Origin of the sequence: Kluyvera cryocrescens NBRC 102467, assembly GCF_001571285.1 — a bacterium.
GTDB lineage: Bacteria > Pseudomonadota > Gammaproteobacteria > Enterobacterales > Enterobacteriaceae > Kluyvera > Kluyvera cryocrescens.
Map to the genome: position 1 here is coordinate 93,894 of NZ_BCTM01000017.1, position 23,843 is coordinate 117,736.

The window sequence follows — 23,843 nt, forward strand, 5'->3', positions numbered from 1 at the left end:
AAGCAAAAACCCGGCAATGCCGGGTTTTTTTATGCCTGCGCTCTGGCGCCTAGCTTCGTTTGGCGAAGCGGATAAAAGCCAGCCGCGCGTTTTCGTCCGCCGCTTCCATCACCATCCACGGACTAAATGCCCACGGCGTCAGCGTCAGGGCTTGCAGCGTATCGGCCAAATCACACCATTGATGCTCCATGACCTCATCATTGTTTGCCTGCACGTCGCTGGTCACGCGCGCGGCATATACCGGGCAGACCTCGTTTTCAACGATACCGTTGGGCGCCACGGCGCGATAGCGGAAGTCAGTGGCAATCGGGGTAATGTCGGCAATCTCGACCCCTAGCTCAAAACGACAGCGGCGGGTGATCGCCTGCTCGAAGGTTTCGCCTTGCTGTGGATGACCACACACTGAATTGGTCCAAACGCCGGGCCAGGCGACTTTGCTCAGCGAACGTCGGGTGGCCAGCAGTTGGCCGCTGTCATCGAATAACCAGCATGAGAAGGCAAGATGCAGCGGAGTGGAGAGGGTGTGAGCGGCGTACTTTTCCAGAATGCCTGAAGGTTTATCGTGCTCATCGAGCAAAATGACATGTTCGCCAGTCATGACTACTCCTGAAAATGAAAGATGACCCGGCATAAACCCACCGGGTCATATACTCAGGCGACCAGCGTAGCCCATAAATGGGAAAAAGGCATTACCAAAACAAGCCCTGGCAACATGTTGGCAACCGGGAAAAGCTTAATGTTACAGATGCGCAACCCGGTGGCCACCATCAGCAAACCGCCAGCGCAGGAGAAGTCCGCCATCATGGACGGCGAAATCATCGGCAGCAGGAAAACCGCAAGCATTGCCAGCGCCAGCTGGATAATTAACTGCGGGATCGCAATAGTCATCACCGCGTAGCCGAGCAGGGTGGCAAAAATCCCGGCGGTAAACAGATCCAGAATGGTTTTGATGTACAGGATCGACGGATCGCCACTCATGCCCTCGGTCATTGCCCCGAAAACGCCGGTGCCGCTGGCGCAAAACAGCACCAGAATCGCCACGAACTTCTCAGTAAACTCTTCGTGGCTTAAGCCTTGAACCGGCGGCAGTACTTTATTGATTAGGCCACGGGTTGAGCCCGCAACTTTGCCGATCCCGCTTTCCAGATGCAGCAGCTCGCCAATCAGCGCACCGACGATCATCGCCAGCACCACCGCAGGCATGTATTTCACTTTTAACACCAGGGTGATACCCAGACCAACGGAGCAGAGGCCGAAGGTCATCGGCAGCGCCGTTTTCACGCGCTCCGGAAGCTTCCCTCCCGCCAGCGCACCAACAAGCCCGCCAATAATGATGGCGGAACCATTTACATAAGGGCCGATTAACATGGAAATAGTGTCCTTTTAGCATGAGCCGTCGTGGCGTAGCGATCCTTCGCCCCAGCGTGGAATGTTTTCCACGTCGATGTCGAACAGGTCGAGGGCGCGACTCACGCTATGCGTAATGATGTCGTCCGCGGTCTGCGGACGCTGATAAAGCGCCGGCACCGGCGGGAAGAGGATCCCTCCCATCTCGGTAACGGCGGCCATATTGCGAATATGACCAAGATTGAGCGGCGTTTCGCGGGCCAGCAGCACCAGACGGCGGCGTTCTTTTAACACCACGTCCGCCGCGCGCGTCAGCAGATTATCGGTAAGGCAATGGGCAATGGCACCCAGCGTTCGCATCGAACAGGGAGCAACCAGCATCCCCAGCGTTTTAAACGATCCGCTGGCGATAGATGCGCCAAGATGACCTATCGGGTGTACGACGTCAGCCATCGCCATCACTTCATCCAGACGATAGTCGGTTTCCAGCACGCAGGTTTTCTCAGCGCCTTTTGAAACCACCAGATGAACTTCCAGCGGCAGCGGTTGCAGCAGCTCCAGCGCTTTCACGCCGTACTGAAAACCGGATGCTCCGCTAATGCCGATAATGATGCGGGGTGTCATTGTCGATTCCTCCTACTCGAAGTCTGGCAGGAAGCGTTTAACGTCCACTTCTTTAAATTTCGAACGTTCAAAGTGATGCTTCAGATGGAACGGTACGGTGCAATCGAAAATGGTTTTGCAGGACATCCCCTGCTGCAAAATACTCGGGCTGTACTCCGGCACCTGTGAAGGATCCAACGGATGGCAGCGCACGCCAGGAATGGTGAGAGTATCGATATCCCCCTGATAACGAGTCTGCATGGCCCACAGCACATCGTCGCTGTCGAAGATATCCACGTCCTCATCCACCAAAATGACATGTTTGAGTTCTGGGAAGGCGGAGAAGGCCAGCAGCGCGGCCTGGCGCTGGCGGCCTTCATCGGCCGGGGAGAATTTCTTAAACTGCATCACGGCAAGTAGCTTACCGCCGCCCGCCGAGTGGGCGAAAACGTTCAGCAGTTTGCCCGGCATTGCGCGGCCGACCATGTCGAGAATACTGGCTTCAGTTGGAATGCCCGCCATATTGACATGCTCTTCGCCAGGCCCGACGGTAGTACGCCAGATTGGCTGATGGCGGTGGGTTACGGCTTTCACTTTGATAACCGGTAGCGCGTCTTTTGATTCACCGGTATAGCCCGGAAATTCCGGCATCGCTCGCCCGGTATCGGTATTCTGATCTTCCCGCACCCGCACGTTTGGTAGCAGTTCGCCTTCGATAATGATCTCGGCGTGGGCAATGGCTTTTTCATTGATGGTCAGGCAGTTGACCATTTCCACCGCCTGGCCGCGCAGGGAACCTGCAATGCTGAGTTCATCAAAGCCCAACGGCGTGGTCGGCGGTTCGAAGCAGGCGGCAATCTCAATGGCCGGGTCGACGCCAATGCTAATTGAGATGGGCAACGGCTGGCCGAGCTCTTCTGCCTTCATGCGGAAAGCATCAATATGACGACCGGGAGTGAGCCACATAGAGAGCTCGTCGCGGCTTTGCACGCACAGGCGGTGGATGGTGATATCCGATTCGTGGGTCAGCGGATCGGAGGCGTAGCACAGCCCCATGGTGATATACGGGCCGGCGTCCTCTTCCGTATTGGTCGGTGCTGGCAGCAGTGTCCGGAGATCGAAATCAGCGTCGGTTGCCAGATGCACCACTTCCTGGGCGACGGCTTTTCCCGTCGTCAGGACCGGTGGAATCGGGCTTTGCACCGAGTCTTTCAGCAGATGCCCCAACTTCTCCGGCGGGCAGTTGAGGAAGTGGCTGACGCGCTTACGTGAGCCATTAATGCCGATGGCGACGCTGATATCATCAAAGCCTTTGATTTTATTGAATACCATAGCCGGGCCGTTTTTACGCGTTGGGCGCTGGCAGGTACCACCGGCACCCACATAGCGGTAAACGCCGGAGAGTTCGGCATGTGGGTCAACTTCGGTGTCGGTTTCAACGTATTCGCCCGGCAGCGTTTTCAGCAGCGCCAGCGCCGAGCGGAGGTCGCGTACGGTAGGGGTATTTTTCACAGTATATTCCTGTTGATCATCGCGAAAGCATGTTTGCGCTTACCCTATTCCTTACCCTTTTCAGGGGCAAATACCGTTTTGCTGGGTCTGGGAAGATCAAAAAGAGGGGACTACACCCGTAGGAATATCATGCGTACACTAAAATAATGCGATTCTGGAGACGGGTACGAGATGGATTTAAAACGACTACGGTATTTTTGTCGGGTGGTGGAGCAGGGGTCCATTAGCCAGGCCGCAAAGGTGCTGAATATGGCGCAGCCGCCGCTGAGTAAGCGTATTCAGGAATTGGAAGATGAACTGCGCACGCCGCTATTTTTACGTCACGGTAACCGTATTGAGCCCACCGAGGCGGGTTTTTTCCTCTACCGTAAAGCCTGCGAGATCCTGCGCCAGGTGGAGGATGCCGCGCGTGAAACCACGGAGATTGCGCAAAAAGACCGGCCTTATTTTCGCTTTGGCATGAGCCATCTTTTTCAGTCTTACTTCAAGCCGCTGCTGTTGGCGCTGTATCAGCGCTACCCGGAAATTGAAATTAATATCTCGGTGACGGACTCCAGCCACCTTGAGGGGCTGTTAAACGAAGGGGCTATCGATCTGGCTTTTATTCAGCGCCCTTACCGCAGTGAGGGATTTGACTTCGTCTCCTTCGACCCGGTTAAGCTGGTGGCCGTCATTAATAAGCAGTGCCTGCCCGAACCGCCGGCGAACCCGTTTGATTATCATGCGCTGGGCCAGATGCCGCTGGTGTTGCTTCACCGTGCGAAAGATTCCGGTACCTATGAAATGCTCATCGATCTGTTCCGAAAATCCGGCGTCGACCCTAAAGTTATCATGCATATTACCCAGCCTGGGGTGATCCTCGATTGGCTGGAGTCAGGTCTTGCCGCCGCAACATTGCTGCCTTCATCAGAGGTGTGTGCAGAGACGCTTAAACAGTGTTACGTCGTGGATGTCTTCCCTTCGCCGCAGATATTTTATCCGGCGATGGTGAAAATGCCGGGCGTTAACTGGTGCTCGCAGGTCATGGAACTGGTAGCTGAAGGCTATCCCTTTCCCGGGCGCTAGCGCGACGGGTGGTTTAGCATCCGTCGTTACCCTGCTATGATAGAGCCCCACCATTCATTACCTGAGGATTCGTTTTGCGAGCAGGACGCCAAATCACTTCCCCAATCCGCCTGTTGATGTGCCTGATTATTGGGTTCGCACTCTCTGGTTGTGCGGGTAACTCGTCCAAATCAGAGGGCAGCTACAGTGGTTCGGTTTACACCGTGAAACGAGGCGATACGCTTTCGCGTATTTCTCGCATGACAGGAACCAGCGTGCGGGATTTGGCGCGCATGAACGGTATTTCTCCGCCTTATACCATTGAGATTGGGCAAAAGCTGAAGGTTAGCGGGGCGTCGAAATCGTCAGGCAGCAAAAAGTCATCCTCCCAGACGGCAAAAGTCACGCCATCATCAGCGGTACCGAAATCGTCCTGGCCTCCTGTGGGCCAACGCTGCTGGCGATGGCCGGCGAGTGGCAAAGTGGTCATGACTTACTCCACTTCGGAAGGCGGCAACAAAGGGATTGATATTGCCGGTAGCCGCGGCCAACCGGTTTATGCGGCTGGCGCAGGTAAGGTGGTCTATGTCGGCAACCAGCTACGCGGCTACGGTAACCTGGTGATGATTAAGCATAATGAAGATTACATCACCGCCTATGCGCACAACGATAAGCTGATGGTGAATAACGGGCAAAACGTGAAGATTGGCCAACAGATTGCCACGATGGGTAGCTCTGACGCTGATTCTGTTAGGCTGCACTTCCAGATTCGCTATCGTGCGACGGCTATCGACCCGCTGCGTTATCTACCGCCGCAGGGCAGTAAGCCGAAGTGCTAAACGGTTAATTTATCGTCACTTAGTCACGTAAAGCCTTGCCAGACGAGGAGTAAAGTTTATAATGCTCCTCGCACACCTTTGCGGGCGTAGTTCAATGGTAGAACGAGAGCTTCCCAAGCTCTATACGAGGGTTCGATTCCCTTCGCCCGCTCCAAAAACCTCATTAAGCCAATCCAATTCAAACTAACCCAGATAGCAAAAGCGCAACGGTTCTATGGTTTGTTGGACTCAACGTTCCCCATTCGGATGTATTCGCGCGGTAAGCGATATTCCTAACGATGCTAGAGGAATTTCACTTAAAACCCCACCAATATCTGTACTTGCAGGAAAGTCCTTTTTTAGTATCCTAATGCCGCGAACAAAAATGAATAAACCATCACGCATGGGAATTATTATTTCGATATCAATAATTTCTCCCGGCTATTTTTAAGTGATAAGCAGGGGTTTATGCAAATCCTTATTCCCTGACTTATTATAGGCTCTGGTTAAATCGATAATGAGATGGCGCTAAAGTCAGATGTTATTATCGCGGTTTTCCAGACATCGCTGTTTTTATTTTAAAAGAATAAATATGGCTTCTGCGTGTTATTCAGCTATGATATTTTTCCTGTTCGCAACCAATATAATAATCAATATTATCTTAAAGAAATGGAAATTTGATCATGATAAAGGTATTAATGGCGGGTGTACTTCCTTTGGTATTTATCGTTGGCTGTGCAGGAAATAATAACTCACATAAGGTGAAGTCGGTTAGTGGTGGTTCACTGGATGTTGCAACTATCTTTGCACCTGAAGACATGAACGATAACCGCCATCCGGACATAAAGCTACGCGAAGTTACGCCAATGCACTCAGGGGCTGGAATGGGGTTAGCCGTATTGGGCGCCGCTTTTGGTGGTGTGATCAGCAGTGGAGCCTTTGATAAGGACAATTATAAAGGGACGACAATCGATGCGATGCCTGAGCCGACCGCCCGCTATTTGGGGCCAAAAGCGGATATGAAAATCCAGAGTTGGCTGGAAAAAAATGCTAACGGTTATGCTTATACCCAGCCTCTGTTTATTGCGGCCGCTCAGTGGTCACTGGTTTATACTGATATGTCCGCGAACAACAGCAACTATGATTTAACTTATCGGGTGAAGTTTTACAAACGACCTGAGGGCGGGAATATGTTTAGCGCATTTATTGTGTCCGAGTGCGCGCCTACCCGTAAGACGGCGCCATTGAGCGAGTGGCGAGCCAATAATTACGATAAGGTTACTCAGGAAACGCAAAAAATGATGGATGCCTGCGTGCTGGAGCTTGAAAACCAACTTCCTCGGCTGTTAAAAAAATAACCGTCAACGAGCCCATCAGAATGCTGATGGGCTCGTTACTGTTGCGCTAATTCATCACTGGTGCTTTGAAACTAGTATGGTTATTTCTTTTAGCGGGAGTGATGAGTTCTTACTAAAAGAGCGCCGCTATCAATACAAGAGCGTCGTCAAAGATTATATTCCCTGATGCCTTTGGCATTCATTTATTGTCACTGCGTAGTGCGGGCTGATGAGCTACTACGATAGCCCGGTCGTTTCGCCCACGATCATTTTATCGAGAATCCGGGCCTCTTTTGCGCCGATGGTTCTGGCGAAGATAAATGCACCAAAAACCAGTATCGTGCAGATCACGAAGGCCAGTAAAAACTGCCCGGTCATAAGCAGGTATCCGCCCATTCCAACATAGAGCAGTGCCGTCACGGTACTGACTAACGCCACCTGTAATGCCCCAGACTCACTGCGCCTGAAGGTGGTTCCGATGAGTCCGCCAATCAATGCCAGACCAAATAACGCCCCGATAGCCGGAATGCCGCAAATGACGGCCACCAGTAAAAATAAAAGGATCTGATATTTGCGGCGCAGGGGTTTATTGGCAAAGAAGTCAGCTTCGTATAATTGGTTAGTGGAAACGTTAAAGATCCTGACCAACTGCTGTCTGCGAAAAAGCAGGCGTAGGGATTGCCCTGGCTCAACGTGAGGAAGGACCGCGGCGGGGAGTTCAATAAATTGTTTACTCTCTCCCTCCTTGAGGATAATGCCATTCCAGAGTCGCTGGTCAACGTGGCCGGTCAGTAACTTTTGCTGCATTGATTCACCCTTAGGGTTTAAAAAGAAACTGAAAATAGCACTATTAAAATAGGGGTTATTTCAGCCTGGATATAAATAGGTGCCAATTCTAACAGTGAGAATGGTGAATTAATGTAAAGAGAGAATAAGGGTTTTGTATATATTGGCGGGTCATTGACCTGCGAATGAAAGCTAATTCGTTAGCCTGCTGAGCAAATAATTTGTCGAGTCTTTATTTCATCATTTATTGCCAAAATAGAACGTTGAGATGACTCATTCCCCCTTACTGCACGCCAGCGAGTGAGGCTTGTAGCGAAGTGGTGGTAGTCTGGCTATTGGGTCAATCCCCTGCCAGACGAGAACTGCTGCACACCCACAGGGTGATCACCAGAATCAGAATTGAGAGAGAATAAAGCAGCACGTTAATCGGTGAATCGTAGTGTACGATGATCAGACGGACAATTGCCGTTACGCCGATATAAACGAAATAGCGCAGCGGAAAGTGACTACCCGACTGAAAGTATTTCACGATCAGGGCAATAAATTCGAAATACAAAAACCACGTCAATAAGCCTTCGACAAAATCATAGCTCTTGAGCGTGGCGGCATTAATAAAGGTCTTTCCCAAAGACCAGGATTCTTTACCAAGAAAAACCAGCAGGATAACGGCCAGGCACAGCATACCAATATTTAATACCCACTGGAGGACTGCAGGGATAGTCGTGGTAAATGAGGCGTTTAGAGTTGTTCGCATTTTCTTGCCCGATGCGGCGCTTTACTTAACGTGAGTATAGACAGAATGCGCAAAACGGGTGGCAAGGGGCGTCATGGCGTGTGAAGTGCTCGGCCATTGAGGGAAATGCAAAGGGGCTGATGGCATAACCTCATTTCATTGGCGGCGGAAGTCAGTTTTGTCTGGTTTTTTAGCGAGATAACCCATTTATTCAGAACGTGTAAATTTGCTTTGAAAGGCGGGAAAAGACTCTACTCTGCATACTTAACCTCTCTTTATTTAGTGAATGGTCAACAATGAAAGCTCCAATGCTCGTCTGCGCCGTTCTACCGTTAATGTTACCTTTTGGCGTTATTGCGAATGAGAAAGCGGCCGGCACCGCCGACTACCTGAAGAAAATCAGCTTTCATTCTCCCAGTATGCCCGGATATCGCACGGCGGATATCCTGACCTCTGGCTTCGTGGGGGCATCCGTCACCATGAGCAGTAATAGCAAATTTTTAAATCTTAATGACCTGACTTTTCGCGTGAGCCGTAATTGGCTGGAGGTAAAACCTCATCACGAAGGGCGGGTGACGCTGCGGATGGTCAGACAACCGAAGGCCGATGAAAGAGCAACAACGCTGGTGATCCACAATCGTAAAACCGGGCAATCGCAGGCCTTTTCTTTTTATGTCAAAACCTGGCTGACGGGAGATGGCGTCATTGATGCCAATACCTCGCAGGCGCGTAAACACTGTGAACGTCTCGGCGGAAAATTATTAACCACTCAGGCGTTCAGGGATCTTTCACGGCAATGGTTTGGCCTCAGCAGCGGTTATTTACGCGAGATGTACCCAGGGGCCACGCTCTTTAATGCGCAGGCGCAGGCGGGAGACAGTTTCTGGGTTAATGAGGGGAAATCGGTTTACCTTCATACGGGGATTAAAAGCCATACGCGTACCGTTAACACCCTTTGCCAGCATCAATATCCCGCGCTGCACCAGGAGACTCGTGGTTAATTTCAGGAATAGACAAGACGCGGGGCGCCGCGTGGCAATGCAGTTTAATTAACATACGGCACGCATATAAAAGTGTGCCCGCCGCAGGCAATTCGTCTCTGCCAATGCGCAAGCGTTATCTTAGATCTCGGCACAACATTGCGTCGCAGGAAGGCTGGGCTATGCTGAAAACGTGCCCTCAGTCTTTGGGGGGCCCTTTGCATAATAATGATAACGCTCTTGTGCCCGGTGGCGGATATGAACAGGATACTGCTCGCTGTTTTGACGTGTTTATTGATGTCATCTGTTTTCACCGCGCTGGCCGCGGAGCCCCGCCAGGATCCTAGCGAACAAGAGCGCGCTAGGACGGTATATATATTCCATCAGCCGATTGTCATGCTGCAGGCAACATTTGGCCTCACCACCCCAGAAGAGCGCGTGTTGCGCATTCGCAATACGCTGCGTCATTTCACCGAAGCCGATGTCCGCGAGCCACTGAAGATTGTACCGGTTAACCGCTATGGTCAGCCGGGCAGACTGATCGTCATGAATGGCAAACCGCTAATGCTGCTAACGCAGGGCGATCTGGATGAGGGGGATGACCTGACCCTGGATCAGGCCGCGCAGCGCGTCCTGGCGAGAATGGAAACCCAGCGTACGGCACTTCGCGACCAGTATGACAGCAGCAGGTTGGCCCTTTCGGCGTTGAAAACCGTCGCGGGACTGTTGGGCATGTTGCTGCTCTGGTATGGCGCATACCGCTCCTGGCGCGGCGTCCGGCGTTTTTATCAGCGGCGGATTATTGAGAATCGCAGTTGGGTTCCCCTGAGCTGGCGGCGTTTTATCGGCGCAATTGAAACGCGACTCTACGCGCTGCTGATGATCTTGCTGGCTATTGTCGCGCTGTATGTTTGGCTGAGCTGGGCGTTTAGCCTGTTTCCCTGGACGCGCGTGTGGGGAGAATCATTGGGCGAGTGGTCTATCCGCGTCATCCGCGATATCGCCATGTCGATTGTCTCGGCTCTTCCTGGCCTAATGATTGTTCTCATCATTGTGGTGATTACCGCGTTCATCCTGAAACTCCTTAAAGTGATTCTCGACCAGGTGGCCGCGGGGCGATTACAGCTTCCCGGTATTCATCCAGAGACGGTCAGTGCTACCCGCAAGCTGATATCGGTGGTGGTATGGCTATTTGCACTTTCTGCCGCATATCCTTTCTTGCCTGGCGCAAACTCATTGGCGTTTAAAGGCATTAGCGTCTTCTTTGGCTTGATGCTGACATTAGGCTCGGCGGGCGTAATGAACCATGCCATGAGCGGGTTAGTACTGATTTACTCCCGCGCTTTACGGAAAGGAGACGTTATCCGAATTGCGGATAACGAAGGGCAGGTGAGCGAAATCGGTATGCTGGCGACCAAAATTATCACCCGCGAAAACTATGTAGTGACGGTGCCGAATGCGGTCGTGGTGAGCGGAAAAATTACGAACCTTAGCGCGCAAAGCGCTGAGGGCGGCGTCAACCTGACGGTCAGCGTGACGATTGGTTACGACACCCCCTGGCGGCAGGTCCACGCCATGCTGGAGCTGGCCGCTAAACGGGCGAAGGGTATTGATCTTTCACAGCCGCCTTTGGTTCGCCAGTTGAGCCTGATGGACTGGTATATTGCTTACGAGCTTCAGGTCAGGCTGGTGGTGGGGCAGTCTCTGGCCGATGCCCGTAACGAGTTGCATAGCAATATTCAGGATGTTTTTAATGAATTTGGCGTGCAGATTATGTCGCCGAATTTTGTCATGCAGCCCAAAGGTGCGGTGATGGTGGGGCGCGAAGATTGGTATCCCGCGCCAGCGGTACCGCCGGAAGCCAGCAAATGATGCAAGACGCTACCGTCATGATTGCCAGATGTATTGCAAGTTAGGGAAAATAATCGTTATCAATTTTAGTGGCTGATGTTGAATAAAGAGTCCGTGTGTTGTGATACAGATAATAAATATCTAAAAAATAATAATCATGATGATTATGTGACAGCTAACTTTATTGGCGAACATATTGTTATTATTCGTTAAAAACTACTATATATAAGAGTTTTTGCTGGGATTTCACCTATTGGGTTGAGGGTTAATATTTCCAGGAGTACAATCCGCCACTCGAATAAATTTGCCCATAAAAATGTTTAGTCGATATAAAAACAACCTCGTTGTTCTTTTTTTCTTCACCGCGCTCTATCTTTATTCGCGTTTTTTATTACGCGCGACGGGAGATTGGCGTCCGGAAGTTGTTAATGTTCTGTTGTTAACCGGTCTCTGTTCTTTTCTTTTTACGGCGAAAAGAACATTTCTGATTACCATTCCGTTCTTATTTATTCTGACGCTCTACGCACCGATTGGTCTGACGTACGGATACCCAACCTATCAGTATGTTGCATCATTGTTTGCCACTACCGTGGGCGAGTCGCTGGAATTTCTGCGATTAATTCCACTTAAGGCATATTTGTATACGGTGGTGCTGCTGGTTGCGCCTTTTATTCTCAATCGAATAGCCCTGCGCTTTAATATCAAACCTTGTAACAACAAGCTGTTCATTTTGTCTTTTGCCGTCCTCTCATTCTGTTCTTCAGGGGCATTTTTGTTCTTAAGCGAAACAAAAGCATCGGTGGCGAAAGTGGAGAAAGAAAACAGTGAGCTTGAGAAATACGTCAACAGAAATGATTGGCAGACGGTTAAGCAAACCGGGAAAAATCAATACGATGACTACTATCTGGTGATCGGCGAAAGCGCCCGTCGTGACTACTTTCATACCTATGGATACCCGGTGAAGAATACACCGTTCCTCGACTCGACCAAGGGCGTTATTGTCAATGGATTGGAATCTGCTGGAACTTATACAATTGGTTCACTGCGTTTAATGTTGACCTTGGGCGATACCGAAAAGTGGACGCCAAACTATAATCGCAATCTGATTGGCTTAGCGAATAAAGCGGGTTTTAGCACCTACTGGATCTCAAATCAGGGACAATTTGGCCAGTGGGATACGCCAATATCAGCGATTGCCAAGAAAAGTGATAAAAGCTATTTCACCAAATTTCAGGGGTATAATGAGCGTAATATCCCTGATACAGCTATGCTGCGAATATTAAAGCCTATTATTAAACAAGAGACAGCGAAGCGGCGTTTATTCGTGATTCATACCATGGGATCGCATCCGCATGCTTGCGATCGTATTGAAGGCATGAAAGACCCGATCACCGTAACCAATAAAGTCGATAGCTATATTGCGTGCTACGTTTCCAGCATCAAACAAACGGATATGTTCCTGGAAAATCTGCATCACGTTATTACACAAAATAACCATGGACGGAGTTTCTCGATGATTTATTTCTCCGATCATGGTATGGCTCATCGCGACGTTGACGGTGTGATTCAACTGAATAACAACTATGTCAGTAAATATCATCATGATATTCCGCTGGTGAAAATATCATCGGACGATCGTGAGCGGAAAGTGATCTCTTCACAGAAGTCGGGTTTACTGTTTGTAAATGGGCTGGCTAGCTGGATGGGGATTCGCGCAGAGAAAATCCAACCTTACGATCTCTTTGATGGCGTTTCTGACACCAATGATTTTGGATTAAGCCAGCAGCCGTACAAAGTGGACGACCCGGCGATTGATATCTCAAGCGTATTAACGCAATAAGAAAACCTGTGTGCCTCAGCTAAAACTGAGGCACTAGACTCGTACTATTGAACTAAAAGATCACCGAAACGCGGTGCCGCGCTAATGCCTCGGCGAGTGGTTTATCCAGTTCGCTCTCCACAACCAGCGTGCTGGCGAGACTCAAATCACCGATAGCGAAAGCGGAGGCCGCGTTAATTTTCTCCTGCGAGGCCATCACAATGGTCTCTGAAGCCCTCAGGCTTAATAACCGCTTCACCCCCGCCTCCTCAAAACTCCCGGTCGTGAATCCGGCACTGTGGTGCACGCCCGTGACGCCCATAAAGTACAGGTCGGCATTGATACGATGGGCGGCTTCGGTCATGGCGGTCCCCATCGTGACCACCGAATGTTTGAACAGTGTGCCCCCCAGCAAAATGACCTCAATCGCCGGGTAGTCAATCAACCCGACGGCAATGTTTGGGCTGTGGGTGACGACGGTAAATGGCATCTCCTGCGGCAGCAGCTTAATCATCTCCGTTGTGGTTGTCCCCCCGTCAATGATAACCACCTGGCCTGGGCCAATCAGTGCAGCTGCTTTCTGTGCGACGCTTCGTTTTGCATCTATCTGCACGGTTTTTCTTGTTTCGAATGGCGCGATGGCTGCAGAAACCGGCAGCGCGCCGCCGTGTACCCGCTGCAGCAGACCGGCTGCGGCCAGCTCACGGAGATCGCGACGGATAGAGTCTTCAGAAACGCTAAAACGCTGACTAAGTTCGGTTGAATGAACCTGTTTATCCCGGGCGAGTATCTCCAGAATATGCTGCTTTCTTTGGCTGGCTAACATCATGCCCTCTTTGCGCGTTTGATCTTGAATATGCACGATTATGCATGATAGGTTGGGCGCTGTCACCTGCAACAGAGAATAACAACACCTCAGGAGAGTACAAATGAAGAGCATGATCGTATTGATTGCTGGTCCCGTTAGAAGTGGTACCAACGGTGATGAGCGACAAATACATGAGAACCTGGCACGTATGGAGCAGGCCGCGCTGGCGGTCTATCGTAAGGGACATATTCCGGTGATTGGCGAATGGCTGGCGTTCCCGCTTTCGGCAGCGGCAGGCGCAAAGGTTATCGGCGATGAGATCAGCGAGGCGTTTCTTTATCCTGTCGCGCACCGGCTGTTGACGCGCTGTGATGCGGTTTTACGTATTGAAGGGGCATCGATCGGTGCGGATAACGATGTGCGTATTGCCCGTGAGCTTAAGCTGGCGATCTATTACACGCTTGACGATGTGCCGGATAATGCGGCGTAACAAAGAAAATGCGCATGCTCGTACATGAGCATGCGCGAGATTCATCAGCCGTTGCGTCCGGCCATTACGCCACCGTCGATATCCCAGATAGCGCCGGTAACCCAGTCGGTTTTATCCGACAGTAAGAAGGCCACGGTTTCGGCGATGTCTTCTGCGGTTCCCACGCGGCCAATGGGATGGAAACTATCGAAGCTGGTCATCACTTCGCTGACATCATCTTTCGGGATGAAGCCTTCATAAATCGGCGTATGCACCACCGCCGGGGAGACCGCGTTGACGCGAATTCCGTTGCCGCCAAGTTCAATCGCCAGGTTTTTGGTGAACGCGTGCAGGCCGGCTTTCGCCATTGAGTAGGCGGAGGATGGGGTAGCCCCAATGGCCTGCTGTGCCCACATTGAACCGATATTGACGATAGCGCCCTTAATGCCCGCCGCCACCATGTTGCGCACCACGTCACGAGTAATAAAGAAGGTGGCGCGGTTAATGCTCATGTACATGTCGTAATCGGTGGCTTCATGTTCGGTGAACGGTTTCGGGAAGAATACGCCGGCAGCATTGACCAGCAGACTGATATCTTTATGTTTAGCATTGACGGTTTCAGTGACCTGCTGCATACCGGCGTCGGTCATCAGATCGGCGACGATGATATCAACCTGCCCGTACCCGGAAAGCGTCCGGCGAGCTTGCTCCGCTTTTTCCTGACGATTGCCCACCAGTACGACGCTGCCGCCGTTTTGCAGAACTTTTTTCGCCGTCTCAAACCCCATACCGCTGGTGCCACCCACCACTAACAGTTTTTTACCGGCAAAGAATGCGTTCATCGTTAACCTCGTATGCAAAATAGAATCAAGCCGCGGTACGCCGCTTGTGATGGGGAGATAATGGCAGGGATGCGCGAGGCTGACGAATCAGAAGAAATAGCATCACGATAAAGAAAAACTTTCTCGTGATGAAATCCGCCCTCCATAAAGAAGGGCGAATAGGGGCTTATTGTGGCCGACGACCGCTTAGCGCAATGACGTTAAAGTAGCGCCCAGCGCCCGCATCCATGATCGGTACCATCGTCTCCTGGGCCATCGGGCACAGCATGAATTCATCCCATGCCTGCTGGCAGCAGTCCATTTCTCGCAGGCTGAAATGTTGCAGCCCTGACTCTTTCAGCCACAGCGCGCGCCACCACGCGCAGGAGTAGAAATACCATTCTGGAGTCCAGAATGGTTTGACGATATCCGGCAGATTTTCCGGTGAATAGTCGCCGATAAATCCCGGTACAGCGACGGCAATTTGTCCACCGGGCTTTAGGTAGGGCAGCAGTTTTCCCAACATGACGTCATTGCCACCAAAGTATTGATAAGCATCGACGCTGACGATGAGATCGAAATACCCCTCGGCGAATGGGAGGGGCTGCGTGGCATCGACAAGCAGTGGAAATATCTGCTTCTCAAGCTTCAGCCCGGCAAAGCTCTGCGCATTTTCCGTGGGGGAAATCCACAGGTCAGCGGCGAACACGGTCGCCGCATATTTTTCTGCCAGCAAAATCGAGGAGAGGCCTTTTCCGCAGCCAAGGTCGAGAATGCGCATATCCGGCTGGATATCCAGCCTTGCCGTCAGCTCTTCCATAATACGCATGGCGTTAGGCCCCATCATGCCTTCCTGGAGCAGAGCGGTGCTGTAGCTATCGGTAAAAGGAAAGTGTGTGGTCATGATAGGCTCCTTAACGGTTATCCGTTTGGGCACGAACGTTATTCAGCCCGGTGGTATTGATACGGTAAGGCTGCCCATTGACGGATTTAATCAATTTTTTGGTTTTGAGTTTTTTGAATACGCTGAGCGTGCAGTCGCTGAGCAAGAATCCTTCACGGCTGTAGCATTCAACGGAGGTGACGCGGCCTGAGCTATCGCGGACGTGCGCGATGCGGCCACCTTTGGCGAGAACGTGTAAGGTACGTTGTTCCTGGCGGGATAAATTCATACTGAAGAACCTGTTTAATCATCATGTGCAAAAACGAGCCATCACCCGCAGGTGAAAGCGTAAGGTTTAAGCGCAGCGATAATCAGTCCGGCCTGAATAGGTCGGGTAGCTGATTATCTGATGATGACATTCTCCAGCATGCAGGCCTCGAAGTGCGTAACAAAGAAATAACCGTACTACGATAACACGGATATTTTCTGCGATAACGATTTTGTCCTGAAAATGTGATCCAGAAAGGGACCGGATTTGCCATCTGGATCCGGCTGGAATGTGTATCAAATATGTATTTTAACTTAGGATTATTCTTCGGTTTTATATTGTTGTGATAGTTAATTATTAACCAAAAACAAATAACGGATGTTATCTTTTCCTCTTTATCATTGATTTTAAATGATTAATTTACCTATCTAAAGTTATGTAAGCTTACTGTAAATTAACTTATGGTGTGATCCATGCCATTAATTTGACCCCGTCAAGTGCTATTAACTTGAACCTCATCACGTCATTTAACCTCACCAGGCTTTGAAATAAATCTTTACGATCTTGATCACTAAAATATTTTTCTTAAAAAAATAAAATTCAGTTTCATAAAAATGAAACATGATTCCAATTGAGGGTTATTGAATGTTTAAAAAATCTCTGGTCATGATGGCTTTATGTGGCGCGTCTTTCGCTGCATCCGCAGTAACAGTTGATTTACGTCACGAATTTATCGATGGCGGCAAGACAGATAAAACAAACGCCGACCGTGTTTCAGTCTCTCACCGTTTTGCCAATGGTTTCGGCTTCTCTGTAGAAGCGAAGTGGAAATCTGGCGGCGATAATACCGATAAGCCGTACGCAGACTTTATTGGTAACGGCCACGAAGAATCGATTAGCTATCAGTACAAGTTCAACAAAAACTTCTCTGTGCAGCCTGGTTTCAATATTGAAAGTAACGACAGCCGTTCTATCTATAAACCAAATCTGCGCGTGCAATACAGCTTCGATAATGGCTTCTACGTAGCAGCGCGTTATCGTTATGACTACACCCGTTATCCGTCAAATGCGAATAAAGACGATGATAAAGTTAACCGTGGTGATGCGTGGGCAGGCTATGTATTCGGCGACTGGCGTACTGAGCTGAACTACGTTTACGCACGCAGTACGGAAGGCAACGCGCGTAACAATAACAAGCCGTATTCTCAGGAATATAACGTCAAAGTGGCGTACAAAATCGACAAAAACTGGGCGCCATACGGCGAAGTGGGTAACGTTGGCGTTAACGACCGCGATGACCGCCAGACCCGTTTCCGCGTTGGTGTCGCGTACTCCTTCTAATTCAATCCGCGATTAGAGACTCCCCGGCAAACCGTCGGGGTTCTCTCCCTTCTGTTTTGCGATAAACCTCATCTACGTTGTTTTTTAGCATTGGCATATATTTTTTAATATTCCTGCTCAGTTGTGTCGCTCTTACACGAGGTCATTTGTTTTCACATTCTCGAAGGGGCTCGTGTATGGATAGCGCAATGGTTGTTTTATTACTTCTGATCGTCAGTGTTTTGGTTCTGGGCGGAGGATGGTTTCTCATCATGCGCACTGAAATGAAAATAGAGAAGAAAATGCTGAATGAATTCGAGCTAAAACGAGAGGAGGAAAAACATCAGAAAACGCTGCAGAAATATGAAGAGCTGTTAGCGATGGAAATTGAGTGGCACACGCATCGTATTGCGAGCATCCATTTCTTCCTCGCCAAGATAAAGAAAAAGCAGGATGCGGAATATCGCGGGACCCAGGCCAGCATCAACGGTGATAACACTCATCTGCATTCGAAAATTAAAGCACTGATTTTCATCTATTTTCCCCATCTTCAGGACGACTACGCCAAGCTATGCAAGATAGCCGACTGTACGGTGTATTTTGACTACCTGTATGGACGCTCGAGCGACGGCCAGCGGGTGATCGCCGAACTCAACGATAAACTGCAGAAGTTTGCCGCCCAGTCCACCGAGTTTCAGAACCGCATTCGTAATGAAGTGACGGTAAAATGATTGACGATTTTCACCGGTGAGAGGTCTATGCTTAGTCTCGAAGATAAATAAAAAATAGAGGCAATGTCATGGATAAGGAACTACAGGACGCGGGTTATCGCGTCTACACCGGGGAGAAGATTGATGTCTACTTCAATACGGCCATTTGCCAGCACTCCGGTAACTGCGTTCGCGGCAGCGGTAAGCTGTTCAACCTGAAACGTAAACCGTGGATTATCCCGGATGAAGTTGACGTTGCCACGGTGGTGCGCGTGATTGATACCTGCCCAAGCGGGGCCCTTAAGTACCGTCATCATGACTAAGTGAGAACATATGGAAATTCTGGAAGGCCATAACAAGTTTTACGTCAACGATGCTGACGGTAATCAGGTTGCTGAGATTGTGTTTGTCCCTACCGGCGAACACTTGAGCATTATTGAACACACCGATGTCGATGAGAGCCTGAAAGGGCAGGGTGTGGGTAAGCAACTGGTGGCAAAAGTGGTGGCCAAAATGCGTCAGGAACAGCGCAAAATTATTCCGCTGTGCCCGTTCGCCAAACATGAGTTTGATAACACCCGCGATTACGATGATATTCGTGCCTGAATCTCTGCGCCAGCGTTGGCTGGCGCAGCTTCTTTTCAGCGGATCTGTTCAAACAATAGCAGCGCCGCAATCGCGACCATTAATCCCCCCGAGAATCGACTTACCGCCCTGGCCGCCTGTGGACGACTGGCCAGCAGCGCCCGCGAACCATAGCCCACCAGTAAATAGATGATGGTGCAGGTTAGCAGATGCATTAGCCCAAGTGCCGACATCTGCATGGCAATCGGCCATTGACCGTGCGGGTCAGTAAACTGCGGCAGCAGCGCTAGAAACAGTAAAAAGACCTTTGGATTTAAGCCACTGATGCACAATCCTTTCAATGCCCACTGATTCCAGCCGCCGCTGAGCTGTCGCGCGGTGGAAACCGTCGCCGGATGGCGCAACAGTGAAATCCCAAGCCAGAGTAAATAACATGCGCCCAAAAGCGTAATTGCTGACAGCGCCAGCGGATGCCCGGCAATCAGCACGCCTAACCCCGCCACCACCACCAGGGTTGCCAGCAGATGGCCAGACATTAGCCCGGCAACGGCAGGAATAATGCGCTGTCCGTGGATCCCGGCGCTGATGGTGTAGGCCCAATCCGCACCGGGCGTCATGATTAGCAGAAATGAAACCATCCAGAATCCGGCCACCAGACTCATTTCCATTCTCTACACCTTCCTTTATTTTTCATTGCGTTACCCTCTATTCTCTCGCCTGCTGCGTTAACGAAAGAATATCGGGAATACGGCGCAATGAGCTTTCAATGTTATGCTGGAATTGCGTATCAAATGAGAGAATCTTCTAAATGGATAACATTGATCGAAAAATTCTTGCTGAACTACAGGCCGATGGGCGTTTATCTATTACCGAACTGGCAGAGCGGGTGAATTTAAGCCTTTCTCCATGTCATCGACGCCTGCGGGCGCTCGAGCAGGATGGGGTGATTACCGGATATCGCGCGAACCTCGATCCTGGAAAAATGGGCTTTAACTTTGTCGCACTGGTCTTTGCAACGTTAAAAGAAGGCGATAAAAAGGCGGTCAGCGCTTTTGAGGAGGCCGTGGAGGAGATCCCGCAGATCGTGCTGGCGCAACGGCTGTTTGGCGATCCGGATTATTTGATGCAGGTGGTGACGCGCGATCTTTCCGCTTTCCAGAAACTCTATGATCAAAAGCTGTCGGCGATGCCAGGCGTACAGCACCTGCGCTCAACGCTGGTGATGAAAACGGTCGTACAGGATCGGCCATTCCCGTTGGAAACGCTGAAATAATCGCGTCATCACACTTTAAGCTGAAACGATTCGTGTGCTAATATTCTCACACAGGGGATGGCATACCCCCTTGAACCGCCGTGTGGCTGATGATGCCTGTTTTTATTCCTGGACCGGGAATGAACAGGCACACCTCTACCGCGTCCAGGATGATTTATTCATCTAAGGATGCGTCAATGCTTTCTGAACACTTCGCTCGTAAAAATACGCTTTTCTTTATGGGGCAATGGCTGCTGCTGGCCCTGGTCATGGCCGTCTTTGTCGGCTCGGCCTCTGCGCTGTTTCTCTTCTCGCTCGACTGGGCAACCGCGACCCGTCTCCACCATCATTGGCTTATCTGGCTGCTGCCGTTTGCCGGTTTTGCCGTGGGCTGGGTTTATCTGCGCTTTGGTCGCGACGTGGAGGCAGGCAACAATCTGATCCTCGAAGAGGTGCATAGCCCGGCGCGGGTTATCCCACTGCGGATGGCGCCGCTGGTGTTTCTTGGTACGGTGGTTTCACATCTGTTTGGCGCCTCGGTTGGGCGTGAAGGTACGGCGGTACAAATGGGGGCATCGATTGCCGACCAGTTTACCTCGCCGCTCAAGCTCAATGACGACGCGCGGCGAATGCTACTGATGGCCGGCGTGAGCGCTGGGTTTTCTTCGGTGTTTGGTACGCCGCTCGCCGGGGCGATTTTTGGCCTTGAAGTGATGGCGATAGGGCGGATGCACTACACGGCGATTTTCCCCTGTCTGCTGGCGGCGATTGTTGCCGACCAGGTTGGGCTGATGTGGGGTGTTCATCATACGCACTATGCGATGGCGTTCATTCCGCAAATGTCGCTGTGGACCCTTGCGGCGGTGATGATTGCGGGCTGCTGTTTTGGCCTGGCGGCGCGCATTTTTGCCGATGCCACGCGTGTGATTGGCGCCATGATGAAAACGCACATCGCTTACCCACCGCTGCGGCCATTTATCGGCGGGCTAGTCGTCGCTGTGGCAGTCTATTTACTGCATGCCGACCGCTATATTGGCCTCGGGATCCCGGTGATTGTCGATGCGTTCCAGCATCCGCTGGCGCCGTGGGATTTTCTTGGCAAACTGGTGTTTACCGTCACTTCGTTAGGCAGTGGTTTTAAAGGTGGGGAAGTGACGCCGCTATTTTACGTTGGCGCGACGTTGGGTAATGCGCTGGCGCCGCTGCTGCATTTGCCCTTTGCCTTCCTGGCCGGTATCGGCTTTGTAGCGGTTTTTGCCGGTGCGGCCAATACACCGATTGCCTCAACCCTTATGGCGATTGAACTCTTCGGCGCCGATATCGGTATTTACGCTGCAATGGGCTGCGTGGTGGCGTACCTGGTATCGGGCTATACCAGCATTTACCGCTCTCAGCGAGTGGCCTGTCTGAAACACCGCATCGTACCAGAGGGGATTAAGCTCGCGGCGCTACCGGCCTGGCAGCGTGAACAGACGCAGCCTGAAGTGAGTCATGATAAAGCGAAAGCAGAGCGCTAATAACGGATTTTTGTAACGGAATGGATTTCTTATTGCGAAAATGTAAATAACGTACTCAATAATTGTTATTTCAGAATGGCGGCTCATTCTGGCTATCTTGGTTCCAGCCCACTATTCCGGCAACGAATCAGGAGAAACCCAGAATGAGCAGACAAATCAAGTTAGGTGCTTTTCTTCCCGGCGGCGGCCAGCATATTGCGGCGTGGCGTCACCCGAACCAACCCGCCGATGGCGCAACCAGTTTCGAATTTCATAAACAGCTCGCGCAAACCGCCGAACGCGGCTTATTTGATGCCTACTTTTTGGCCGACGGTCTGGCCATTCCAGCTTCCGGTGTCACCGATGGCGGCACGGCAAAAGTGGCCGGCTTCGAGCCGGTGACGCTGTTTTCCGCATTGGCACCGCTGACCAAAAATATCGGTTTCATCGCTACCGCCTCCACAACCTATGAAGAACCCTACAACCTGGCGCGTAAGTTCGCCTCGCTGGATTTAATCTCCGGCGGTCGCGCCGGCTGGAACGTGGTGACGACCGCAACGGAAGCCGCGGCGCATAACTTTAATCTCGACACTCAGCACCCGCATGAATATCGCTACCAGCGCGCGACGGAACACGTTGAAGTGGTGAAAAAACTGTGGGATAGCTTCGAAGATGACGCTTTCCTGCGTGATAAAGCCTCAGGCCAGTTCTTCGACCGCAGTAAAGTGCATGACACCAACCATGTCGGGAAATTCTTTAAGGTTCGCGGGCCATTAAACGTACCGCGTTCACCGCAGGGCCAACCGGTGATCGTTCAGGCCGGGCAGTCCGAAAGCGGGCGATCGCTGGCGGCCGCCACCGCAGAAGTGATCTTCACTTCGCATCAGCATCTGGAAACCGCACAGGATTTCTATCGCGATATTAAAAAACGGGCCAGAGCCGCCGGCCGCAACCCGGATCACGTCCTGATCATGCCGGGCGTGGCACCGTTTATCGGTCGCACCGAAGAAGAGGCAAAAGAAAAATATCACCAGCTAACCTCGCTGATTGTTGAAGCCGATGGTATCGCCCTGCTGAACGGTCTGGCGGGGGGCGGAATCGACCTGGGGAAATTCGATCCGGATGGCCCATTGCCGCCGCTGCCGGTGACCGAAGGGATGAAATCCCGCCCCGAGCTGATCCGCCAGATTGCTGATGAGAACAACTTTACTATTCGTCAGCTCTATCAATGGGTGGCGACCGCACGCGGTCACTTCACCGTGGTGGGCAGCGCGGAGCAGGTGGCTGATACGCTGCAAGCGTGGTTTGAAAACGAAGCGGCGGACGGCTTCAACGTGTTGCCACCTTGGCTGCCGGGTGGGCTGGATGATTTTATCGAGCTGGTGGTGCCCATTTTGCAAAAACGGGGATTGTTCCGCACCCAATATGAAGGCAAAACGCTGCGCGAAAATCTGGGGCTGCCGTTTGCCAGCAACCGCTATAGCGCTGTACGCAATGCCAAAGTGGCTTGAGGAGGTACTATGTTCTATTCCACCACCCGAATCCGTCTGAGAGCCCGTCGTCAGACGACGTCTGCGTATAAGGTTTGGTATCAGCGCAGCCTGTCGCTGATTGCCCGCTACGGCCTGCTGGTGCTGTTCTTCGCCGGCTGGCAAATCGCCAGCAGCGCGTGATGGCTGAACGCGGCGGTGATCCCGCCGTTGGATAAAATTATTGTGGCGCTGTGGAACGGCATTACCCAGGGCGCACTCTTAGGCGATATTACGATTAGCCTACAGCGCGCCGGGCTGGCCTTCTTTGCCGCCATTGTGGTGGGTATTCCGCTGGGTCTATTTATGGGCCAAATTCGCCCGCTGGAGCAGGCGCTGGATCCTATCCTGCAACTCTTCCGTCAGACCTCGGCACTCGCGCTGTATCCGATCTTTATTCTGCTGCTGGGACTGGGGGAAACCTCTAAAGTGTTCGTGATCTTCTGGGCGGCGCTGTTCCCGATTTTACTGTCGACCATTAGCGGCGTGAAAGAGGTGGACGCGAAGCTCCTTGAGATGGCGAAAACCTTTGGTGCCGGTCGATTGACGCTGTTCTACCGGGTGATTGTACCGGCCTCTGTGCCCTCTATTTTCGTTGGCTTGCGCCTGTCGGCGACCACTGCGCTGCTGCTGCTGATTGCGGCTGAGATGATTGGTGCCAACCAAGGAATCGGTTTCCGCGTTATGAATGCACAATATAACTTCCAAATCCCCATGATGTTTGCCGCCATATTTCTGTTGGCATTCGCCGGGTTATTAGCGAACGCCATTCTGGTGTTTTTACAGCGCCGCCTGTGTCGCTGGAACACGCGTAATCAATAAATTTTTTGCACCTGTTTTTTTCGCTTTCGAATATAGTCTGATGAGAATCT

Annotated in this window: 27 protein-coding genes, 1 tRNA gene and 1 riboswitch; of the genes, 17 read left to right on the forward strand and 11 right to left on the reverse strand. The window is 51.4% G+C overall.

Features of this window, described 5'->3' with window-relative positions:
* Nucleotides 1–49: 49 nt before the first annotated feature.
* From idi to KCR01S_RS13795, 4 genes are read right to left on the reverse strand one after another with little or no spacing between them, the layout of a single operon-like run.
* Nucleotides 50–598, reverse strand: coding sequence for an isopentenyl-diphosphate Delta-isomerase (idi, locus tag KCR01S_RS13780; RefSeq protein WP_061283287.1), 549 nt, complete (start codon nucleotides 596–598; stop codon nucleotides 50–52).
* Nucleotides 599–651: 53 nt separating this feature from the next.
* Nucleotides 652–1,368 carry a DUF554 domain-containing protein gene (locus tag KCR01S_RS13785; RefSeq protein ID WP_061283288.1) on the reverse strand — a complete coding sequence of 239 codons (717 nt, stop codon included), beginning with the start codon at nucleotides 1,366–1,368 and terminating at the stop codon, nucleotides 652–654.
* Between the two features lie 15 nt (nucleotides 1,369–1,383).
* The gene (locus KCR01S_RS13790; protein WP_061283289.1) at nucleotides 1,384–1,971 is read right to left on the reverse strand and encodes a UbiX family flavin prenyltransferase; all 588 of its coding nucleotides are present in this window, start codon (nucleotides 1,969–1,971) and stop codon (nucleotides 1,384–1,386) included.
* A 12-nt stretch (nucleotides 1,972–1,983) separates the two neighbouring features.
* Nucleotides 1,984–3,462: a UbiD family decarboxylase gene (locus tag KCR01S_RS13795; RefSeq protein ID WP_061283290.1), complete on the reverse strand. Its 1,479-nt coding sequence runs from the start codon at nucleotides 3,460–3,462 to the stop codon at nucleotides 1,984–1,986.
* 171 nt (nucleotides 3,463–3,633) lie between these two features.
* On the opposite strand from KCR01S_RS13795, the gene KCR01S_RS13800 reads away from it, so the two are divergent.
* The 4 genes from KCR01S_RS13800 (at nucleotide 3,634) to KCR01S_RS13815 (ending at nucleotide 6,682) form a co-directional block, all read left to right on the forward strand.
* Nucleotides 3,634–4,527, forward strand: a complete 894-nt coding sequence (locus tag KCR01S_RS13800) for a LysR family transcriptional regulator (protein ID WP_061283291.1) — start codon at nucleotides 3,634–3,636, stop codon at nucleotides 4,525–4,527.
* A 74-nt stretch (nucleotides 4,528–4,601) separates the two neighbouring features.
* Nucleotides 4,602–5,345 (forward strand): amidase activator ActS, encoded by a 744-nt coding sequence (gene actS, locus KCR01S_RS13805; protein WP_061283292.1) that lies wholly within the window; start codon nucleotides 4,602–4,604, stop codon nucleotides 5,343–5,345.
* 80 nt (nucleotides 5,346–5,425) lie between these two features.
* A tRNA-Gly gene (locus tag KCR01S_RS13810) sits at nucleotides 5,426–5,499 on the forward strand.
* A 508-nt stretch (nucleotides 5,500–6,007) separates the two neighbouring features.
* Nucleotides 6,008–6,682 carry a hypothetical protein gene (locus KCR01S_RS13815; protein ID WP_061283293.1) on the forward strand — a complete coding sequence of 225 codons (675 nt, stop codon included), beginning with the start codon at nucleotides 6,008–6,010 and terminating at the stop codon, nucleotides 6,680–6,682.
* 216 nt (nucleotides 6,683–6,898) lie between these two features.
* On the opposite strand, the gene KCR01S_RS13820 is transcribed toward KCR01S_RS13815, so the two are convergent.
* Nucleotides 6,899–7,468 (reverse strand): hypothetical protein, encoded by a 570-nt coding sequence (locus KCR01S_RS13820; RefSeq protein WP_061283294.1) that lies wholly within the window; start codon nucleotides 7,466–7,468, stop codon nucleotides 6,899–6,901.
* Nucleotides 7,469–7,787: 319 nt separating this feature from the next.
* Entirely contained in the window at nucleotides 7,788–8,201 is a 414-nt protein-coding gene (gene psiE / locus KCR01S_RS13825; protein ID WP_061283295.1) for a phosphate-starvation-inducible protein PsiE, read from the reverse strand.
* A gap of 275 nt (nucleotides 8,202–8,476) precedes the next feature.
* On the opposite strand from psiE, the gene KCR01S_RS13830 reads away from it, so the two are divergent.
* The 3 genes from KCR01S_RS13830 to KCR01S_RS13840 all read left to right on the forward strand — a co-directional run bounded on the left by KCR01S_RS13830 (nucleotide 8,477) and on the right by KCR01S_RS13840 (nucleotide 12,851).
* Entirely contained in the window at nucleotides 8,477–9,181 is a 705-nt protein-coding gene (locus KCR01S_RS13830; protein ID WP_156478764.1) for a hypothetical protein, read from the forward strand.
* Between the two features lie 237 nt (nucleotides 9,182–9,418).
* Entirely contained in the window at nucleotides 9,419–11,032 is a 1,614-nt protein-coding gene (locus tag KCR01S_RS13835) for a mechanosensitive ion channel family protein (protein WP_061283297.1), read from the forward strand.
* A 295-nt stretch (nucleotides 11,033–11,327) separates the two neighbouring features.
* The gene (locus KCR01S_RS13840) at nucleotides 11,328–12,851 is read left to right on the forward strand and encodes a phosphoethanolamine transferase (RefSeq protein WP_061283298.1); all 1,524 of its coding nucleotides are present in this window, start codon (nucleotides 11,328–11,330) and stop codon (nucleotides 12,849–12,851) included.
* A 52-nt stretch (nucleotides 12,852–12,903) separates the two neighbouring features.
* On the opposite strand, the gene KCR01S_RS13845 is transcribed toward KCR01S_RS13840, so the two are convergent.
* Complete coding sequence (locus KCR01S_RS13845; protein WP_061283316.1) at nucleotides 12,904–13,656, reverse strand: DeoR/GlpR family DNA-binding transcription regulator; 753 nt, start codon at nucleotides 13,654–13,656, stop codon at nucleotides 12,904–12,906.
* A 103-nt stretch (nucleotides 13,657–13,759) separates the two neighbouring features.
* Here KCR01S_RS13845 and KCR01S_RS13850 point away from each other — a divergent pair, with 103 nt between their 5' ends.
* Nucleotides 13,760–14,128: a hypothetical protein gene (locus KCR01S_RS13850; RefSeq protein ID WP_061283299.1), complete on the forward strand. Its 369-nt coding sequence runs from the start codon at nucleotides 13,760–13,762 to the stop codon at nucleotides 14,126–14,128.
* A 44-nt stretch (nucleotides 14,129–14,172) separates the two neighbouring features.
* Here the strand turns inward: KCR01S_RS13850 and KCR01S_RS13855 are convergent, their stop codons facing one another.
* From KCR01S_RS13855 to KCR01S_RS13865, 3 genes are all read right to left on the reverse strand, one after another.
* Nucleotides 14,173–14,949: an SDR family NAD(P)-dependent oxidoreductase gene (locus tag KCR01S_RS13855; RefSeq protein WP_061283300.1), complete on the reverse strand. Its 777-nt coding sequence runs from the start codon at nucleotides 14,947–14,949 to the stop codon at nucleotides 14,173–14,175.
* 166 nt (nucleotides 14,950–15,115) lie between these two features.
* Nucleotides 15,116–15,832, reverse strand: coding sequence for an SAM-dependent methyltransferase (locus KCR01S_RS13860; RefSeq protein ID WP_072277150.1), 717 nt, complete (start codon nucleotides 15,830–15,832; stop codon nucleotides 15,116–15,118).
* Nucleotides 15,833–15,842: 10 nt separating this feature from the next.
* A complete protein-coding gene (locus tag KCR01S_RS13865; RefSeq protein WP_052282022.1) occupies nucleotides 15,843–16,100 on the reverse strand; it encodes a YjhX family toxin in 258 nt (85 codons plus the stop codon).
* 624 nt (nucleotides 16,101–16,724) lie between these two features.
* Between KCR01S_RS13865 and KCR01S_RS13870 the strand changes: the two genes are divergently transcribed.
* From KCR01S_RS13870 to KCR01S_RS13885, 4 genes are all read left to right on the forward strand, one after another.
* Nucleotides 16,725–17,420, forward strand: a complete 696-nt coding sequence (locus KCR01S_RS13870) for an oligogalacturonate-specific porin KdgM family protein (RefSeq protein WP_052282023.1) — start codon at nucleotides 16,725–16,727, stop codon at nucleotides 17,418–17,420.
* Nucleotides 17,421–17,596: 176 nt separating this feature from the next.
* Nucleotides 17,597–18,130 carry a hypothetical protein gene (locus KCR01S_RS13875; RefSeq protein ID WP_061283301.1) on the forward strand — a complete coding sequence of 178 codons (534 nt, stop codon included), beginning with the start codon at nucleotides 17,597–17,599 and terminating at the stop codon, nucleotides 18,128–18,130.
* A 68-nt stretch (nucleotides 18,131–18,198) separates the two neighbouring features.
* Entirely contained in the window at nucleotides 18,199–18,432 is a 234-nt protein-coding gene (yjdI, locus tag KCR01S_RS13880; protein WP_061283302.1) for a 4Fe-4S mono-cluster protein YjdI, read from the forward strand.
* Nucleotides 18,433–18,442: 10 nt separating this feature from the next.
* Nucleotides 18,443–18,715 carry a GNAT family N-acetyltransferase gene (locus KCR01S_RS13885; RefSeq protein ID WP_061283303.1) on the forward strand — a complete coding sequence of 91 codons (273 nt, stop codon included), beginning with the start codon at nucleotides 18,443–18,445 and terminating at the stop codon, nucleotides 18,713–18,715.
* Nucleotides 18,716–18,750: 35 nt separating this feature from the next.
* Here KCR01S_RS13885 and KCR01S_RS13890 read toward each other — a convergent pair whose 3' ends face one another.
* A complete protein-coding gene (locus KCR01S_RS13890; RefSeq protein ID WP_061283304.1) occupies nucleotides 18,751–19,362 on the reverse strand; it encodes a LysE family translocator in 612 nt (203 codons plus the stop codon).
* A 140-nt stretch (nucleotides 19,363–19,502) separates the two neighbouring features.
* On the opposite strand from KCR01S_RS13890, the gene KCR01S_RS13895 reads away from it, so the two are divergent.
* The 5 genes from KCR01S_RS13895 to KCR01S_RS13910 all read left to right on the forward strand — a co-directional run bounded on the left by KCR01S_RS13895 (nucleotide 19,503) and on the right by KCR01S_RS13910 (nucleotide 23,793).
* Nucleotides 19,503–19,967 (forward strand): Lrp/AsnC family transcriptional regulator, encoded by a 465-nt coding sequence (locus KCR01S_RS13895; RefSeq protein ID WP_061283305.1) that lies wholly within the window; start codon nucleotides 19,503–19,505, stop codon nucleotides 19,965–19,967.
* A 44-nt stretch (nucleotides 19,968–20,011) separates the two neighbouring features.
* Nucleotides 20,012–20,073: riboswitch (Fluoride riboswitch) on the forward strand.
* Between the two features lie 70 nt (nucleotides 20,074–20,143).
* Nucleotides 20,144–21,463: a voltage-gated chloride channel family protein gene (locus KCR01S_RS13900; protein WP_061283306.1), complete on the forward strand. Its 1,320-nt coding sequence runs from the start codon at nucleotides 20,144–20,146 to the stop codon at nucleotides 21,461–21,463.
* Between the two features lie 143 nt (nucleotides 21,464–21,606).
* Nucleotides 21,607–22,953 (forward strand): LLM class flavin-dependent oxidoreductase, encoded by a 1,347-nt coding sequence (locus KCR01S_RS13905; RefSeq protein WP_061283307.1) that lies wholly within the window; start codon nucleotides 21,607–21,609, stop codon nucleotides 22,951–22,953.
* A gap of 9 nt (nucleotides 22,954–22,962) precedes the next feature.
* A complete protein-coding gene (locus tag KCR01S_RS25640; protein WP_244886210.1) occupies nucleotides 22,963–23,115 on the forward strand; it encodes a hypothetical protein in 153 nt (50 codons plus the stop codon).
* A 27-nt stretch (nucleotides 23,116–23,142) separates the two neighbouring features.
* Complete coding sequence (locus tag KCR01S_RS13910) at nucleotides 23,143–23,793, forward strand: ABC transporter permease (protein WP_244886211.1); 651 nt, start codon at nucleotides 23,143–23,145, stop codon at nucleotides 23,791–23,793.
* Nucleotides 23,794–23,843: the final 50 nt, after the last annotated feature.

Bases quoted from the DNA above. Each gene is read 5' to 3' on its own strand.
- yjdI (WP_061283302.1), top strand. From the start codon at position 18,199: ATGGATAAGGAACTACAGGACGCGGGTTATCGCGTCTACACCGGGGAG.
- KCR01S_RS13800 (WP_061283291.1), top strand. From the start codon at position 3,634: ATGGATTTAAAACGACTACGGTATTTTTGTCGGGTGGTGGAGCAGGGG.
- KCR01S_RS13790 (WP_061283289.1), bottom strand. From the start codon at position 1,971: ATGACACCCCGCATCATTATCGGCATTAGCGGAGCATCCGGTTTTCAG.
- KCR01S_RS13860 (WP_072277150.1), bottom strand. From the start codon at position 15,832: ATGACCACACACTTTCCTTTTACCGATAGCTACAGCACCGCTCTGCTC.
- KCR01S_RS13850 (WP_061283299.1), top strand. From the start codon at position 13,760: ATGAAGAGCATGATCGTATTGATTGCTGGTCCCGTTAGAAGTGGTACC.
- KCR01S_RS13865 (WP_052282022.1), bottom strand. From the start codon at position 16,100: ATGAATTTATCCCGCCAGGAACAACGTACCTTACACGTTCTCGCCAAA.
- KCR01S_RS13855 (WP_061283300.1), bottom strand. From the start codon at position 14,949: ATGAACGCATTCTTTGCCGGTAAAAAACTGTTAGTGGTGGGTGGCACC.
- KCR01S_RS13840 (WP_061283298.1), top strand. From the start codon at position 11,328: ATGTTTAGTCGATATAAAAACAACCTCGTTGTTCTTTTTTTCTTCACC.
- KCR01S_RS13890 (WP_061283304.1), bottom strand. From the start codon at position 19,362: ATGGAAATGAGTCTGGTGGCCGGATTCTGGATGGTTTCATTTCTGCTA.
- KCR01S_RS13905 (WP_061283307.1), top strand. From the start codon at position 21,607: ATGAGCAGACAAATCAAGTTAGGTGCTTTTCTTCCCGGCGGCGGCCAG.
- KCR01S_RS13900 (WP_061283306.1), top strand. From the start codon at position 20,144: ATGCTTTCTGAACACTTCGCTCGTAAAAATACGCTTTTCTTTATGGGG.
- KCR01S_RS13885 (WP_061283303.1), top strand. From the start codon at position 18,443: ATGGAAATTCTGGAAGGCCATAACAAGTTTTACGTCAACGATGCTGAC.
- KCR01S_RS25640 (WP_244886210.1), top strand. From the start codon at position 22,963: ATGTTCTATTCCACCACCCGAATCCGTCTGAGAGCCCGTCGTCAGACG.
- KCR01S_RS13835 (WP_061283297.1), top strand. From the start codon at position 9,419: ATGAACAGGATACTGCTCGCTGTTTTGACGTGTTTATTGATGTCATCT.
- KCR01S_RS13870 (WP_052282023.1), top strand. From the start codon at position 16,725: ATGTTTAAAAAATCTCTGGTCATGATGGCTTTATGTGGCGCGTCTTTC.
- KCR01S_RS13875 (WP_061283301.1), top strand. From the start codon at position 17,597: ATGGATAGCGCAATGGTTGTTTTATTACTTCTGATCGTCAGTGTTTTG.
- KCR01S_RS13895 (WP_061283305.1), top strand. From the start codon at position 19,503: ATGGATAACATTGATCGAAAAATTCTTGCTGAACTACAGGCCGATGGG.
- idi (WP_061283287.1), bottom strand. From the start codon at position 598: ATGACTGGCGAACATGTCATTTTGCTCGATGAGCACGATAAACCTTCA.
- KCR01S_RS13830 (WP_156478764.1), top strand. From the start codon at position 8,477: ATGAAAGCTCCAATGCTCGTCTGCGCCGTTCTACCGTTAATGTTACCT.
- KCR01S_RS13785 (WP_061283288.1), bottom strand. From the start codon at position 1,368: ATGTTAATCGGCCCTTATGTAAATGGTTCCGCCATCATTATTGGCGGG.
- psiE (WP_061283295.1), bottom strand. From the start codon at position 8,201: ATGCGAACAACTCTAAACGCCTCATTTACCACGACTATCCCTGCAGTC.
- KCR01S_RS13820 (WP_061283294.1), bottom strand. From the start codon at position 7,468: ATGCAGCAAAAGTTACTGACCGGCCACGTTGACCAGCGACTCTGGAAT.
- KCR01S_RS13815 (WP_061283293.1), top strand. From the start codon at position 6,008: ATGATAAAGGTATTAATGGCGGGTGTACTTCCTTTGGTATTTATCGTT.
- KCR01S_RS13845 (WP_061283316.1), bottom strand. From the start codon at position 13,656: ATGTTAGCCAGCCAAAGAAAGCAGCATATTCTGGAGATACTCGCCCGG.